Source organism: Cognatundibacterium squillarum (genome assembly GCF_014652435.1).
Lineage (GTDB): Bacteria > Pseudomonadota > Gammaproteobacteria > Burkholderiales > Burkholderiaceae_D > Undibacterium > Undibacterium squillarum.
The window spans coordinates 163,849-179,850 of the sequence record NZ_BMYU01000002.1; the positions used below are offsets into that span (position 1 = coordinate 163,849).

General features: G+C 54.9%; 11 protein-coding genes. 10 read left to right on the top strand and 1 reads right to left on the bottom strand.

From position 1 onward, the window contains the following. Positions 1–2 precede the first annotated feature (2 nt). From IE092_RS05025 to IE092_RS05070, 10 genes are all read left to right on the top strand, one after another. Complete coding sequence (locus tag IE092_RS05025) at positions 3–686, top strand: response regulator transcription factor (protein WP_189355940.1); 684 nt, start codon at positions 3–5, stop codon at positions 684–686. Next, positions 686–2,125, top strand: a complete 1,440-nt coding sequence (locus IE092_RS05030; protein ID WP_189355941.1) for an ATP-binding protein — start codon at positions 686–688, stop codon at positions 2,123–2,125. The genes IE092_RS05025 and IE092_RS05030 overlap by 1 nt, the downstream gene beginning before the upstream one ends. 57 nt (positions 2,126–2,182) lie before the next feature. Then, complete coding sequence (locus IE092_RS05035) at positions 2,183–2,428, top strand: hypothetical protein (protein ID WP_189355942.1); 246 nt, start codon at positions 2,183–2,185, stop codon at positions 2,426–2,428. A 25-nt stretch (positions 2,429–2,453) separates the two neighbouring features. Next, positions 2,454–4,199, top strand: a complete 1,746-nt coding sequence (locus tag IE092_RS05040; protein ID WP_189355943.1) for a fibronectin type III domain-containing protein — start codon at positions 2,454–2,456, stop codon at positions 4,197–4,199. Positions 4,200–4,225: 26 nt separating this feature from the next. Then, entirely contained in the window at positions 4,226–6,007 is a 1,782-nt protein-coding gene (locus IE092_RS05045) for a fibronectin type III domain-containing protein (RefSeq protein ID WP_189355944.1), read from the top strand. 10 nt (positions 6,008–6,017) lie between these two features. Further along, positions 6,018–7,460, top strand: a complete 1,443-nt coding sequence (locus IE092_RS05050) for a metallophosphoesterase family protein (protein ID WP_189355945.1) — start codon at positions 6,018–6,020, stop codon at positions 7,458–7,460. A gap of 12 nt (positions 7,461–7,472) precedes the next feature. Beyond that, a complete protein-coding gene (locus tag IE092_RS05055; protein ID WP_189355946.1) occupies positions 7,473–8,993 on the top strand; it encodes a metallophosphoesterase family protein in 1,521 nt (506 codons plus the stop codon). Between the two features lie 141 nt (positions 8,994–9,134). Then, positions 9,135–10,988 carry a YHYH protein gene (locus IE092_RS05060; RefSeq protein ID WP_189355947.1) on the top strand — a complete coding sequence of 618 codons (1,854 nt, stop codon included), beginning with the start codon at positions 9,135–9,137 and terminating at the stop codon, positions 10,986–10,988. A 34-nt stretch (positions 10,989–11,022) separates the two neighbouring features. After that, entirely contained in the window at positions 11,023–11,610 is a 588-nt protein-coding gene (locus IE092_RS05065) for a hypothetical protein (protein ID WP_189355948.1), read from the top strand. 67 nt (positions 11,611–11,677) lie between these two features. Next, the gene (locus IE092_RS05070) at positions 11,678–13,732 is read left to right on the top strand and encodes a TonB-dependent receptor (RefSeq protein WP_229793046.1); all 2,055 of its coding nucleotides are present in this window, start codon (positions 11,678–11,680) and stop codon (positions 13,730–13,732) included. 206 nt (positions 13,733–13,938) lie between these two features. On the opposite strand, the gene IE092_RS05075 is transcribed toward IE092_RS05070, so the two are convergent. After that, on the bottom strand, positions 13,939–15,978 hold the full coding sequence (locus IE092_RS05075) for a porin family protein (RefSeq protein WP_189355949.1): 2,040 nt from the start codon (positions 15,976–15,978) through the stop codon (positions 13,939–13,941). Between the last annotated feature and the right edge of the window lie 24 nt (positions 15,979–16,002).

Sequence of the window (16,002 nt, forward strand, 5' to 3'; positions counted from 1 at the left end):
CGATGAAGATTCTGCTGATTGAAGATGAAGCACGCATCGCGAATTTTGTGTGTGCCGGACTCGCTGGCCGTGGCTATACCATGTGTCATTGCAGCGACGGGCGCAGCGGTTTGCAGGCAGCGATGCAACGCACACATGACCTGATTCTGCTGGATGTGATGCTGCCGGAAATGGACGGGCTTACGCTGCTCAGAAAGTTACGCGAACAGGGAATTCTGACCCCGGTCATTCTGCTGACAGCCCGGAATGAATTACAGGACCGAATCGAAGGATTAAATCTGGGTGCCGATGATTATCTTGCCAAACCATTTTTCGTCGAAGAGCTGGCTGCGCGGATACAGGCTATCCAGCGTCGCCTCAGTGGTGATCATCAGCATTTGCTGCAGGTCGGGCCTTTGCAGCTGGACCGGCTGAACCGTCAGGTCCGGTGTCATCAGCACGATATTGATCTGACTTCCCGTGAGTTCACGTTACTGGAATTTCTGATGCGCTCAAATGGTCAGACGCTGACTCGCGGACAGATTCTCGAGCACGTCTGGGGCTACGATTTTGATCCGAGTACCAATGTGGTGGATGTTTGTATCCGGCGATTACGCAGCAAAATTGCAGAGCTTGATCCGGATTTGTCTCCTATCGAGTCGGTGCGCGGTACCGGCTATCGTTTCCGGACGGGAGTTTCCGTCTGATGCGACTCACATTCCGCTTTAAGCTGTTTGTTGCATCGCTGTCGGTTGTGTCCATGCTGATGGCTGCCGTTTTGTGGGCTGGCTGGGCGGCATTGTTGCGTCAGGAACAGGATAGGCTGGATGCGAGACTGTGTCAGGAAGCCAGACGTGTCAGTCATGCAGAACGGCGGGACGAGTCTGCGCAGCGACTGGCGGCAGATATGGCAGCTAAACTGCACTTACCGTCTGCTGATCAACTGATGTTTCTTCAGCGGTTTCCGGATGGAAAAACCGGTATGCAATTCGGTCAGTGGCCAGCAGAGCTGCAAGTCACGGAGATCGTCCCGGAGCACGCTGGCCGCGACACCGTACAGCGTGACGGTGCCGGGCAGCCAGATTCCTGCCGTTTGAAAACCCGGCAATGGCAGCAAGTTTCATGGCGTGTGGCAGTGCTCACGGCCAGTGAAGGCGAAGGTCTGGTTGCTGCAGATCTGGCCGATACCGGTGCTGAGCTGCGCGAGGCAGTACAGCAGCAATTACCGCCGGTGCTGGCTCTGGCCTTGCTGCTGACGGGGGTTGCCGCGTGGTTACTGGCGGGGCTGGCCTTACGTCCGGTTAACCGTTTGCGCGAATCAATGCGCAGTCTGACTCCCAGAGATCTCGGGCAGCGGCTGAGTGATGCCGGGGCTGACGCAGAATTTGCGGAGCTCATTGCCACTTATAACAACATGCTTGAAAGGCTGGAAATCAGTTTTCATCAGGCTTCGCGTTTCTCGGGCGATGCAGCGCATGAGCTGAGAACGCCGCTGACCATTCTGCGCGGGCAGCTGGAACAGATTCTGAGCCAGACCAGTGATACCACGCGTCAATCTGAGCTGGCCGAGATTCTGGATCAGGTGGGCAAGCTCAACGGAATTACCCGGCGGCTGTTATTGTTATCGCGGGCAGATGCCGGTCAGTTACCACTCCATCCTGAATGGCTGAATCTCAGCGACTTACTGGATGATCTGATCAGTGATGCCCGGATGCTGGTCGCAAATCAGCAACTCGAAGCCAGCATTCCCCGGCAATTGCAACTGCAGGCTGATAACGTGTTATTGCAGCAATTACTGAATAATCTGATCAGTAATGCGGTGCGCTATTGCTGCCCCGGCGGATGGATCCGAATCCATGCACAGCAGCGTGATACGGAGATGGTCGTGATGTTCAGTAATCAGTGTCTGCCGGTTCCGGCTGCTGAGCGTGCACGGTTTTTTGAACGCTTTTATCGCGCCGCCAATGCCGCAGGCCATGCGGATGGCAGTGGCCTCGGACTCAGTCTGGCGCTGGAAATTGCGCGGGCACATCACGGCAGCCTGCGTTTGCTGGACACCCCTGACAATGAAGTCAGTCTTGAGCTTCGCCTGCCGTTGACGCAAGCGCCGGACATCAGGCTGCCGGATGACAAAGATGTCATTTAAGGCTGTCTGCAGCTGCATACACTCGTTCCTGACTGTTTATATCATCAGGAGACAACCATGCTGCGCTCACTCTTCTTACGTCATTTTTCTTTCGCAATCCTCTTACTGCTGAGTTGTACCGCCGCGCTGGCGGGCACTGGCAAACACGCAGCCGCTAAGGCGCAGATTCAGGCAGATAAACAACAGCTCGCTGCTGATAAAGCCGCAGGTGCGCCCCGCTCAGTGATTGAGGCTGATAAAGCGCGTTTGCAGGCCGACAAGGCTGCGGCACGCCGTGCGCGTCCGGTTCGCACTCAGCCCTGACCAGGATTGTCTGAAAGGAACTACGATGTTGCTTTGCTCCCGCTTTCGCCGCCGTAAAAGCCTGTTTTTTGCAGGCATAAGCCTGCTGAGTGTTCTTGCTGCCTGTGGTGGTGGCGGTACATCGTCAGGAGATACCAGTGGCGCTACGCCGCCGGTAAAAATCAGTCCGCCCGGTGCGCCGCAGAATGTACAGCTGACCAGTGGCGACAGTATGCTGAGTCTGCGTTTCAGTCCGCCGCTGAACGATGGAGGCGCACCTGTCAGCGCATACAACGGCAGTTGCACTGCTGATGGCCAGACACGCAGCGTCAGTGCAAGCACCGGGCCGTTGCTGATTGACGGTCTGCGCAACGGAACAACTTACACGTGTACCCTGACCGCACTTAACAGTGCCGGAAGCGGTCCGGCGGTCAGTATCAGTGGTACGCCGGCAGCCATTATCAGTAACGGTGAATTTACGGGAAATATTGTGCTCGGAACACCGTCAGATACCAGTATTCATGCCAATGTTTATGCTGTCGCACAGAGTGGCAGTATCAGTTTGCGCGCAGGAACCCGGTCCGGCATTTATGACATCAGCACACAGCCCGTTACCCTGAATGCGGGTCAGCCGGCTGACATTCTGCTGGACTCACTGAAACCGGATACCCGCTACTTCTATCGTCTGCAGTACCGCAGTACTGACGGCAGTATCTCTTCGACCAGTGACGAATACAGTTTTCATACAGCACGCGCTTCGGGTAGCAGTTTTGTATTTGCAATTCAGGGCGATTCTCATCCTGAGCGGCTGAATACACAATTTAATGATGCGCTGTATCAGCGGACTTTACTGACCGCAGCTGCAGATCAGCCGGATTTTTACATTACCAGTGGTGATGATTTCAGTGTGGATACACTGGATCCGAATACGGTAACGAAAGATCAGGTGACTGGTCGCTATACCCTGCAGCGGCCTTACCTCGGCCTGATCGGACGTACTGCGCCGGTTTTCCTGGTGAATGGCAATCATGAACAGGCAGCACGGTATTTGCTGAATGGCACACCGGACAATGTGGCAGTCTGGGCTCAAACTGCGCGCAACCAGTATTTCTCACAACCGGCACCGGACCGCTTTTATTCCGGGAATAACACGCAGGTACCCTTTATCGGTAACTTGCGCAATTACTTCGCCTGGACCTGGGGAGACGCCTTATTTGTTGTGATTGATCCCTACTGGGAGTCGCCGGTATGTGTTGATAACCCGTTTTACGGTGGCGTGAAGCGTTCAAATCTGTGGGATATCACGCATGGCGATACGCAGTATCAGTGGCTGAAAACCACACTGGAACAAAGCAAGGCGCGATACAAATTCGTTTTTGCACATCATGTGATGGGAACCGGTCGTGGCGGTATCGAACTGGCAAAAAGCTACGAATGGGGTGAAACCAGTGCGCTGTTCGGCAGCAATCGTCCCGGCTGGACGATGCCGATTCATCAACTGATGGTGGCAAACAAGGTCAGTATTTTCTTCCAGGGGCATGATCATATCTGGGTGCGCCAGCAACTGGACGGCGTGACCTATCAGACCTTATCAGAGCCGGCTGATCCTAATTACACGCTGTGGAATGCGGATGCGTATCTGAGTGGTGATAAATATCCGAATACCGGCTATACCCGCGTCAGCGTTTCACCCGCCGGTGTCAAAGTGGAGTACGTGCGCACCTATCTTCCGAAAGATGAGGGACCGGGTAAGGTCAGTGGCAGCGTGGCGTTCAGTTATACCTTGCCATGAGTGGCATTCTCAGACGGAGCAAATCCATGCAAACAGGAAAAATTCCGGCATTTGCCGGTAGTCTGATACTCACTGCCTTGCTGAGCGCATGTGGTGGCGGAGGCGGCGGTGCGGACAGCGCGGGCAGTACATCCGGCGGCAGTGGGAATGGCAATAACGCTGGCGGAAATGCGACCCTGCCCGGTGTGCCACAGTCTCTGGTTGCGACACCCGGTAATGCGCAGGCAACCCTGAATTTCAGTGCTCCCGCCAGTGATGGCGGATCACCGGTTCTGCGCTATGCAGTAAGTTGCAGCGGTGGCGGAACCAGCGTACAAAATACTGCAAATACGCCGCCGGTTGTGGTCACAGGTTTGAGTAACGGTACTGCATATCAATGCACGGTCAGTGCGGTCAATGCAGTTGGCAGTGGTCCTGCCGCCAGTGTGTCTGTCACTCCGCAGGCAGCGGTTTCGGGAACAGCTTTTCAGGGATCGCTGTTACTTGGCGCACCCTCTTCCGATGGCTTGATCATCAGCGTGTTGTCGGCATCACAGAATGGCAGCGTCGCCATCAGTTACGGCCGAAATGCCGGCATTTACGAAGGGCAGACTGTATTCAGCACTTTACAGGCAGGCACACCGGCTAGAATCCGGCTCAGCGGGCTGCAGGCCGATCAGGCCTATTACTACCGCTTGCAGTATCAGGCGGCAGGCAGCACCCAGACCGTTGCCGGCAATGAGTACAGTTTCCGTACTGCACGATCATCGGGGCAGACGTTCAGCTTTACGATACAGGCAGATTCCCATCTTGATGAAAATTCGGATTTAAACCAGTACCAGCGCACACTGATGAATGTGCTCGCGGATAAACCCGACTTCCACATTGATCTGGGCGACACGTTTATGACGGAGAAACATACGGCACCATTCACGGCAGTGGTGCAGAGTGCGCCTGATCAGGCAACTGTACGTGCACGGTATGCTTATGAACGCGGTAACTTCGGCCTGATTTCTCATTCGGTACCGCTGTTTCTTGCGAATGGCAATCATGAAGGCGAAGCAGGCTGGCTGAATAACGGTACTGCTGCCAGTCTGCCGGTATGGGCCACACTGGCAAGGCAGGAATTTTTTGCGAATCCTGCGCCGGACAGCTGGTTCAGCGGTGATCCGGTTGCGGAAGCCTTTGTCGGGCTAAGGCAATCCTGGTATGCATGGCAATGGGGTGATGCACAGTTTATTGTGCTTGATCCTTACTGGAACAGTATGACGCAAGCCAGCCGAGATGGCTGGAATCTGACCCTTGGCGACCGGCAATACCAATGGCTGACAGCGGTACTGGCGGCCAGTAAAGCGAAGTTTAAATTTATCTTTCTGCATAATCTGGTCGGTGGACTGGATGGACAAATGCGTGGTGGTATTGAAGCCGCACCTTTCTATGAATGGGGTGGAAAAAATGCGGATGGTACAGACGGATTTGCTGCCCGCAGGCCCGGCTGGGCAATGCCGGTACATGCATTGCTGGTGAAAAATAAGGTGACAGCCGTTTTTCACGGCCATGACCACCTGTATGCGAAGCAGATTCTGGACGGTATTGTGTATCAGGAAGTGCCGCAACCCAGTGCGGTGAATACCGGCAGCGGGGCATCACTGGCAAGCACTTATCATTACAATTCCGGTACGATACTCAGCAGTGCGGGTCATATCCGCGTCACCGTAACACCAACCGGTGTAAAAGCAGAATATGTTCGTGCATGGTTACCTGCTGCAGAAAACGCAAGCCGGAAAAATGCACAGATTGATGACAGCTGGACTGTTGCCGCACCTTAGCCGGGGATCTATGAAAAAACGCGATGTGATCAATGCCACACTGTGTGCAGCTTTGCTGAGTTTGCTGACCGCTGGACAACTGGCGGCACAAACCGCAACAGGACCGGATACAGAACAGAAAAATGGCAGGCGTGCCGGTCCGCCGCATCAGCCGCCGCCCTTCCCTGCTCCGGAAAATGCGGATGTGATCGTCGGCCGACCGTCAAGCGCATCCGTAACACTGAGTGTTCGGCGCAATGATGCAGACGGCACTGCGGAATTGCTGTACTGGGCTGAGGGCAGCAATCCGGCTTCTGCCACGATAGCGGGTCCTTTTCCCTTAAGTCAGGCAGAACCGCGCAACCTGCATTTGCAGGGATTACGTGCTGATACGGTCTATTTCTATCAGTTAAGAGTATCAGGCCAGACCGGCAAATTACCGGAGGGGCGTTTCCGCACGGCCAGATCTGCAGGTCAGCCTTTTCAGTTCACCATCACGGCCGATTCTCATCTGGATCAGAACACCAGTACCGCCTTGTATCGTGAAACACTGAATAATATCCGCCAGCGTGAGCCAGATTTTCACATTGATCTGGGCGATACCTTCATGACTGATAAGTATCCGTCGCGCGACGACGCGCTGCGCCAGTATCAGGCGCAGCGTATCTTTTTCAGCAGTATGGCGGACCGGGTTCCGTTGTTTCTGGTACTTGGCAATCATGATGGTGAGGACGTGAAACTGCGGCGCGGCCCGGATAATCTGGCCGTCTGGGCAAATACTCAGCGACGGCGGTATTTTCCGAATCCGCAGCCGGACAGTTTTTACAGCGGCGCACCAGTACATGAAGGCGCATCCGCATTGGAAGATTACTATGCGTGGCAATGGGGCGATGCGCAGATGATAGTTCTTAACCCTTACTGGTACGGGCCGGAGCGCCGTGCACCGGAGCGCTGGAATCTGTCACTGGGTGACCAGCAATACGCATGGCTGGAGCAAACGCTGCGCCAGAGTAAGGCGGCCTATATTTTTGTGTTCATTCATCAGTTAGCGGGTGGTGCAGACCGTCAGGGACGTGGTGGTGCGGAGGCGGTTCCGTTTGGTGAATGGGGCGGACTGAATGCAGACGGTACACCGGGTATGGCAGCGAATCGTCCGGGCTGGAAAGAGCCGGTACATGCCTTATTGCATCGTTATCGTGTCAGTGCGGTATTTCACGGGCACGATCATCTGTATGCCAGCCAGCAACGTGACGGAATTATTTATCAGGAAGTGCCGCAGCCTGCACACAGCGGTGGCGGCGATGAAAAATCGGCGACGGAATATGGTTATCTGAGCGGTACGGTACTGGCAAAAGCAGGATTTATGCAGGTCAGTGTCAGTCCGCAAATGGCGCGGGTTGCACTGTATCCGGCGGGTGCTGATACGTCGGCCGCACCGCTGCACAGTTATCAGATTGCGCCGCGCAAACCCTGAACAGGATCCGTTATGCAAAGCTTCAGCTTCCGCCGCACATGGTGTTCATTATGCTTACTTGCTGCGATGTATACACCGCAGTCTGCGTTGCAGGCACAAAATCAGGAAGATCCGCCATCGCAGGGACAACGCAAAGGACAGGGTAAACAGCGCACTGCGTCTTTACCCGTTGAAATACAGGCACAGCAACAGCTGTCGGTCATACTTGCCCGCCCTGCCACAGACCGCATCACGATGAATTTACTGGCGCAGGAAGACCAGCCGGTCAGCGTGATGTATGCAAGTGGCAGCGCTGAGCCGGTACGCAGTGCATCGTTACAGCTGAAGGCTGGCCAGCCTGCAGAATTGCTGATTTCCGGTTTGCTTCCTGCCCGGACTTACCACTATCGTTTGTGTACACCCCGCAATCACGATTGTGCTGATGCAGAAACGAAAGAAGAAACCGGTTTTTTCCGGACTGCCAAAGCGCCCGGGCAATCATTTATGTTTGCACTGCAAGGCGACTCTCATCCTGAACGTGCACACCAGTTTGATGCGGCACTGTATGTACAGACGCTGCAGAGAGCAGCCTCTGCCGGACCGGATTTTTATCTGATGATGGGGGATGATTTCAGTGTCGATACTCTGCATGAACTGAACCGCGCTACTGTAATGCAGCGTTATCAGTATCAGCGTCCGTTTCTCGGCCTGATAGGACGGTCTGCGCCTTTGTTTCTGGTCAACGGAAATCATGAACAGGCAGCGGCGGCGAATCTGAATGGCAGCGCAGAGAATGTCGCAGTCTGGGCGCAGAATGCACGTAATCAGTACTATTCTCAGCCAGCGCCGGATGCTTTTTATACCGGTAACAAAGAACCTGTGCCGCATATCGGTTTATTAAGAAATTACTTTGCATGGCACTGGGGCGATGCTTTATTTGTTGTGATCGATCCTTACTGGCACTCTGCCTCTGTGGTCGATAACAAGCCGGGAAAACATGAAAAAAGCGGCGACAAACGGGGGCAGCGCGATCTGTGGGATATCACGCTCGGTGACAGCCAGTATCAGTGGCTGCGTCAGACCCTGGAAAGCAGTACGGCCACGTATAAATTTATATTCAGTCACCATGTGCTGGGCACGGGGCGTGGCGGTACAGAACAGGCCGGGTTGTATGAATGGGGTGGAAAAGACAAGCGTGGTGTCAGTGAATTTGCGCAGCGTCGTCCCGGCTGGACTTTGCCATTGCACCAGTTATTTGTGAAGCACAAAGTGACTGCATTTTTTCAGGGCCATGATCATATTTTTGCGCATCAGGAACTGGACGGTGTGGTTTATCAGACGGTACCGGAGCCTGCGGATCCTGATTACAAGCTTTACTTTGCAGATGCTTACCGCAGTGGAAAACTGTTACCTAACTCCGGCCATGTGCGCGTGTATGTCGCTCCTGACAAAGTCCGTGTTGAGTATCTGCGCTCCTATCTTCCGAAAGATGTTTCGCCTGAGCGCACTGACGGCGAAGTAGCTTACAGCTACGAAATTCCGGCCCGTCGCTGATGCCGCGGATACTGACGCACCCGTAACCGGATGTTTGCAAAATGACGAACTTGTCATTTGCCGCTCAGAGGGATTTTCTAGAATGCAATCAATGTGCTGTCAGACAGCGCGCTTTGTCTTCTGAACTTAATCCGGAGTTTGATGATGCTGATACGTCCTGCCTCTCAGGGTATTTCTGTGATACTCGCTTTGTTGCTGGCTGCCTGTGGTGGCGGTGCAGGTGGTGCCAGTACCGATAATGGTGCGCCTCAGGGGCCGGTTGTATCCGCGACGGTTCCGGGTACACCGCAGGGCCTGACAGCCACTGCCGGTGATGCCAGTGTCAGCCTGCAATTTACCGCGCCTGCCAGCGATGGCGGCAGCAAAATTCTCAGCTATCAGGCGACTTGCAATGCGGCACAAAGCACCGTCAGCACCAGCGGTACGGCCAGCCCCTTAACGCTGACCGGCATGACAAATGGCACGACTTACAGTTGCAGTGTGCGGGCGGTCAATGCCGTAGGCAGCGGTACGGCCAGTTCCGCTGTCAGCGTCACACCGCAGGCAGCACAGCCGCCTTCGGCCGGTTTTACTCTCAGCAGTCTGGCCGGCACGAATGGTGCGGCAATGGCGGCGGATTACACCTGTGACGGTACCGGCTCCTCGATTCCTTTAAGCTGGAGCAATCTGCCGGCCGGTACGAAGGAGCTTGCCGTGCTGATGACGACTTTGCCGGGTGACGGCACGACCAAATGGAACTGGGTGCTGTATGGTATTCCCGCAAGCGTCAGCAGTCTGAAAAAAGACAGCTTCGGTATTGGTATCAACGGTGTCGGCAGTGACGGCCCGCAGGCAGCGTATCAGCCACCGTGTTCTCAGGGACCGGGGGCAAAAGTATACACACTGACGGTATATGCCTTGTCCGGCAGTCCGGTGCTGAATGTCCCGGCTGCGCAGGTTACCGGTTCTGTGCTCAGTGCTGCGATTGCGCCGCTGACACTCGGCAGCGCATCGATCAGCCTCAGTTTTACCCGGACTACCATGACGGGCAGCAGTACTGCCTGTCAGAATATCCGCAATTCGATGGCAGCATCCGGCAGTGGCTATGCACTGGTCAGTTGCGATGCAAATTATGCCTATGTCAGTTCAACCGGCATCGCCACCCATACGATGATGAACGGGATTACTGCGACCAATCTGCAAGTGCCGACCGTACAGAATTTTCTGGGGGCAAATGGCTGGAAAATCCCGCTGAATCCTGCGATTGCTGCCACACCGACTTCTGTTAACGACGGACCTGTCGGTGTTGCGATTAACGGGGTTCCGATCTTCAATCCCTGTAAGCAAGGCGGCTGTCAGTTTGGTGATACCAAAGTGCTGGGCGAACTCGATATCTGTAATGGTCACGCGGGCCGTGCAGATGATTACCACTACCATGCGGCGCCAGTCTGTCTGATGGCGGCTAAGCCAGCCAGTTACTGGGATACGCATCCGCTGGGCTGGGCGCTCGATGGATTTGCAATCTTCGGATACAACAACCCGGATGGCACAACTGCAACCCGCGACAATATCTGCGGCGGCAATACGGTTGCTGTCGCGAATGCACCGGCCGGCTACAGCTATCACGTGACGGATGCATCGCCCTATGTGTTGTCCTGTCTGCGCGGTACCCCTAGTCCTGATCTGGCAGGCCAGAGCGCCAAGTATGCGCCGATGCGGCAGCCTCCGGTAACGCCGTTCAGCGTCTCCGGCATGAGCTTAAGTACAGATCCGGCAGACGGTTATCAGGTATTGCGCTTCACATCAGCAAACAGTTTTGTGAGCACGGAGACCGGCAGCGACAGCTATACCAATGCAGCCGGTACTTACCAGATTCGCTACAAAGTGCTGACCGGCAGCGAACTGGCCGCTGCACTGGCACAACCGAAAAATGCCGGAAAAAGCATATGCTGGAATTTTCAGTTTATGAATGGCAGCGGAACAACAACGCAACCGACCATTGCCTATTGCCGATAGATACCATTCTGATCAAGGTTGAGGCCGAGAAAATATGAAAAAAAGTAATTTAAAGACGATTTTCTGCGCAACGCTGACAGCGATACTGTTGACTGCAGGTCCGGTTTGTTTTGCGCATGAAGCAGAAGTGAATAAAGCAACGCTGGTTTTGCGCGAGGGGAATCACCTGTCGCTGAGCCTGTTCATGCGACTTGACGACAGCATGTATCGTATGAGTCTGAAAAAGACGACCTATCAGGAATTTCTACTGGCACATGCGTCAATGCCTGCACAAGAATTTGCACGACGCTGGTTGCAGGTGCAGGAGCAATTGCAAAATGCGGTCGTGATCAGGGATAAGCAGAATCAGATCCTGAAACTGCGCAACTGGGTGTGGCCCACTCCGGACAAAGTGCAGGCGGTGATTCAGGAAAATCTGATGCAGGCAACGGTTGCTTCTGGTTCACATCAGCATACGCCTCTGCTGGAGATACGGGCTGAGGCCAGTGCAGTCGCAGCCGCAGCCGTGAGTAGTGTGACGCTGCAGGTGCACCCGGTCTGGCAACCTTTGCTAGTCGTCTCATACCGTCCTGTTCAGACAGTGCTTGATATCGGCGAACCACCGGTCAGCATCCGGTTCTGAACTGGGTGGTCTGTACGAAGTACTGTGCGTTAAGTGTAGCGGAGCGCAATTTCTTTTCTGCCCCAAGATGAAAAACAGTGCAAGTTTTAAGTTACTGTCGTTTGTTACACCATTCATGCTAGTGAATGCCGCGTTTGCCGATGATCCGGCCATTCAGCGTATTCTTGTGGAAGGTTCGCGGACCAGTCAGATGGGCATCGCTGATACCGCCAGTCAGGGAGTTGTGTCAGCACGTGAGCTGGAGCAGCGTACCGTTTACCGACCAGGCGAAATTCTGGAGGCCGCACCCGGTCTAATTGTCAGTCAGCATAGCGGAGAGGGTAAAGCAAACCAGTTTTTTCTGCGCGGCTTGAATCTGGACCATGGCACCGATCTGGCTAGCTACGTCAATGACATGCCGGTCAATCAGCGCAGTCACGCGCACGGGCAAGGCTGGACGGATCTGAACTTCCTGATCCCGGAACTGGTTGGACGTCTTGAGTACAGTAAGGGTCCTTACTCAGCACGTTCAGGCGATTTCTCATCTGCCGGCACAGCATCAATTAGCTATATCAATCGTTTACCCGACAACCGATTGGTACTGAGTGGCGGTCAGAACGGATATCGTCGTGTTCTGCTGGCGGCATCATCCGTTCTTGGTGACGGTAATGTACTGTATGCACTGGAATCGATGCGTAATGACGGACCATTTACCCGTGGTGATAACTATCGGAAATATAATGTTGTACTGCGATACAGCGAAGGCTACGCCGCCAATGGATGGAATATGACAGCGATGGTCTACGGCGCAAACTGGAAAGCGACGGACCAGATTCCTAAACGGGCCGTCGACCAGGGAATGCTGGGAAGGTTTGACGCGATCAATGCCAGCGATGGCGGCGCAGCGAACCGCCAGAGTTTGTCGGGTAGCTGGCGTCAGACGAGTTCCGGCTCTGTCAGCAAATTCAATGCATATCTGATTCGGGGAAAACTGGATTTATTTTCTGATTTCACTTATTTCATGCGTGATCCGCTGAATGGTGATCAGTTTGCACAGCCTGATCAGCGGGTAACATCCGGATTCGCTGCAAGCCATACCTGGCACAGTCACAATTCGATAGGTCTGGAGTCGGACTGGACCTTAGGCGTGACCGGGCAGAATGATAATATCAGCAATGGTTTGTACCAAAGCAAGGCAAGGCAGCAGACCGCCATTATTCGCAGGGACAGAATTGTCGAAACCAGTGCTGCAGCGTATGTTGAGAATGCGACGCGCTGGACAGATACTTTCCGCACTGTCGCAGGCTTACGAGCAGACCGATACCGGTTCGATGTGAGAAGTGATTCAGCTGCCAATTCCGGACGCGTGATGACCGGGATTGCCAGCCCCTCATGCAATCTGATTTTCGGACCCTGGGCGCAGACCGAGTTATATGTGAATGCCGGTCACGGTTTTCACAGTAATGACGCACGCGGCACAGTTGCAAAAATTGATCCTGTCAATGGTGACAGCCTGAAACCAGTGCCGGGTCTGGTGCGTTCCAAAGGCGTGGAAATCGGGCTCAGAACCGAAATGTTTTCGCAGATGCAAACGACGGTATCGTTGTACCGCCTCGATTTTGATTCGGAGCTGGTATATGCAGGTGATGCCGGAACAACTGAACCGGGCCGTCCGAGCCGGCGTTACGGCATTGAGTTCTCTAATTATCTGAAGTTAAATAAATGGCTTTCGATAGACTTGGATGCCGCTTATGCACGTGCACGCGCGCGTGACCATGATCCTTTGGCAGGTGATTACGTCGAGGGTGCTGTTGAGGGTGTCGGGCAACTGGCGCTTTCGGTCGATCAGCTGGGGCCGTGGTCAGGTGCGCTCAGGCTGCGTTATTTTGGTCCGCGTCCGTTATCGACTGACAACCGTATCCGCTCCCATTCTGGCGTTACCCTGAATGGCCGACTGGCATATCAGCTGCATCCGGCAGCACGTATTGAATTGGAAGGGTTTAACCTGACTAACCGTGCAGTATCGGCGATTGATTATTATTACGCTTCTCAGCTGCCGGGAGAGCCGCGCCCAGTCTATGATGTGCATTTTCATCCGCAGGAATCCAGATCATTCCGTATCAGTCTGATCGCAAGCTGGTGATCCGTATATGCGGAGGCCCTCATGCCCGGCAGAGTCGGTGCAGTTTGTCCGGGATGGTCCGCATCAGCGTCTAAATACCCCAAATGCGGCATCCTGCACAGAAAAAACGGCATTTTTCGCGGATGTCGGCAGAAACAGTGGCGCTCCGGGCAGGTGTTTTTTTGCCCGGATGCGGATCGCTGCACAGTCCGTGCGCCCTGCCCGCTTTACTGGCTCAGTGTCAGCACCAGTCGCCAGGTGCGGGGTTTACCAGGCTGGAAACTGTTTTCGCTGTCCATATTCCAGTTGTCACGGTTAAACAGATTCGAAACCTGCAAGCGTAGCTGCGCCTGCATGTCCTGCACACGGAACTGGTAACGCGCACCAAGCTGTACCAGCACTTTTTTCGGCAAACGGCTGCCGGTGGTTTCGGACGTGGTTTGCGGCCCGCTGTACTGCAGACCCAGATCGAACGAAGTATCCGCCAGTTGTTGCGGGTGGTAATCCAGATAGCTGCGCCATTCCAGCGGAATACTGCCTGCCGGACGGATTGTTGTACCGCCTTGTGTACGACTCAGCGTCGCATCCTGCCACACTGCCGCCATCACCATATTCAGTTGCGGATGCAGATTACCGGCGATACTGCCTTCCAGTCCGCGATGTCTGACCGTACCGGTCAGGGCAAAAGCTTGCGCCGCGTTATAGCCGTAGTACGGTTTGCTGACATCAAAATAGCCGAGCACGGCATTGAAGCGCTGCGCATTCAGTTCACCCTGCCAGCGCACACCCAGATCATGCTGGCGGGTGCGGATCGGTGGCAGCACTTCAAAGCGGTTACTCGCACTGACCGGCGCGACACCGCTTTCTTCCAGTCCCTGCGTCTGGCCGCCGTACACCGACAGCGTATCGCTGAGACGGTGGCTCAGATGCCAGTAAGGCTGCAGCTGACTTTCTTCAATTCTGCGCTCGGTTTGTGTCCCGCCATCGCGGGTTTGCTTTTCATAACGGGTTTGCATGATACCCAGATTCAGCTGCCATGCCGGATGCGCAAACGCATATGCCAGCCCCTGACTGCTTTGCTGCACATTGTCCGAGGATTTTGCGGTGTAGCTGAACGCGCCGGGCCGGTTTAATGCGGGCAAACCGGTTTCCGCAGACACGCTGCCGCCATCGGTTTCTGCCTCGCCGCCATAGCGCTGTTGCGCATGCCGGCCACGCCAGATCAGGTGCAGCCAGTGGCTGTTGTCCGCTGTCTGCCAGCGTTTGCTCAGACGGATTTCAGCGCTGCGTGAATCCCGTTCATTGCCCTGCTCACTGATCAGGCTGCGCTGCCATTGCTGCGCAGCGGTCTGGGAGAAAACCTGATCAAACGATTGCCGGTGTTTTGCATGCGAACGTATCAGGCTGGTACGCCATTGCCAGTCTTCCGGCCATTGCTGATGCGCGATCACACCGTAAGTGCGCGCATTGCCGGAGGCGCGCAGCCACGGTGCATGCAGCGCCGCCGGATACGACAAATGCAGCGCGGATGCAGGCGGCAGCTGGCCATCTGTGGTTTGCCAGTAAGGATGCGGCGTTTCGTACGGCGTCTGATCCAGACTGTAAAACGGCAGGATTTCAAACGGTGCTACTGCATTTTCAGCAGAGCGGATACGCCCGACCACGGCGGCGGAGCGATAAAACGAGGCTTCGCGACCCGGCGTGATTTCCTGATACAAAGAGCCTGCTACCGACACGCCGTAGCGCAGCCCGTCTGTGCCGGGATTCAAAGGCAGTAACAGATTCACATCGGTGGCGCGGTCGCCGCGTCCGCGTGCCGACTGTTCCATTTCAAAACCGATATTCCATTCGCGCTGATCACCGGCTTTACGCAATTCATAATCAACGATGCCGGTCGGTGCCGGAAACGCGTAGCCGCTGACCGTGGCGCCGACCCGCACTTTGGAACCATCGGTCAGCAAGTGTCCCAGATAGGCGGCGCGGTCAAAATACATGCCTTCAATCCGCAAATTACCAGCTTTGGACGGCGAAAAGCCGCGCACATTGCCATCATCGTAAATGCCGATCGATTCTTTGCCGGACTGATTGCCAAAGCCATCTTCCGCACCGCTGATTGCATTGTTTTTATCGGCGCTTGTTTTGACGGCAGTTTTGTCGGCGTTGCCGCTGTCATCCGCCAGGACATGCGTTGCAGCAGCCAGACCCAGCGCAGCGCAAATCAGGCGCGGAAGCAATGCCGGCCGGAAAACAGAAGTCGTTTTTTTCATAACAGGAAAGGCGGTGCAGAAGAT

What these genes read in the sequence shown, in the direction of transcription:
- IE092_RS05025 (WP_189355940.1), top strand. Translation starts at nt 3, where the DNA reads ATGAAGATTCTGCTGATTGAAGATGAAGCACGCATCGCGAATTTTGTG.
- IE092_RS05030 (WP_189355941.1), top strand. Translation starts at nt 686, where the DNA reads ATGCGACTCACATTCCGCTTTAAGCTGTTTGTTGCATCGCTGTCGGTT.
- IE092_RS05035 (WP_189355942.1), top strand. Translation starts at nt 2,183, where the DNA reads ATGCTGCGCTCACTCTTCTTACGTCATTTTTCTTTCGCAATCCTCTTA.
- IE092_RS05040 (WP_189355943.1), top strand. Translation starts at nt 2,454, where the DNA reads ATGTTGCTTTGCTCCCGCTTTCGCCGCCGTAAAAGCCTGTTTTTTGCA.
- IE092_RS05045 (WP_189355944.1), top strand. Translation starts at nt 4,226, where the DNA reads ATGCAAACAGGAAAAATTCCGGCATTTGCCGGTAGTCTGATACTCACT.
- IE092_RS05050 (WP_189355945.1), top strand. Translation starts at nt 6,018, where the DNA reads ATGAAAAAACGCGATGTGATCAATGCCACACTGTGTGCAGCTTTGCTG.
- IE092_RS05055 (WP_189355946.1), top strand. Translation starts at nt 7,473, where the DNA reads ATGCAAAGCTTCAGCTTCCGCCGCACATGGTGTTCATTATGCTTACTT.
- IE092_RS05060 (WP_189355947.1), top strand. Translation starts at nt 9,135, where the DNA reads ATGATGCTGATACGTCCTGCCTCTCAGGGTATTTCTGTGATACTCGCT.
- IE092_RS05065 (WP_189355948.1), top strand. Translation starts at nt 11,023, where the DNA reads ATGAAAAAAAGTAATTTAAAGACGATTTTCTGCGCAACGCTGACAGCG.
- IE092_RS05070 (WP_229793046.1), top strand. Translation starts at nt 11,678, where the DNA reads ATGAAAAACAGTGCAAGTTTTAAGTTACTGTCGTTTGTTACACCATTC.
- IE092_RS05075 (WP_189355949.1), bottom strand. Translation starts at nt 15,978, where the DNA reads ATGAAAAAAACGACTTCTGTTTTCCGGCCGGCATTGCTTCCGCGCCTG.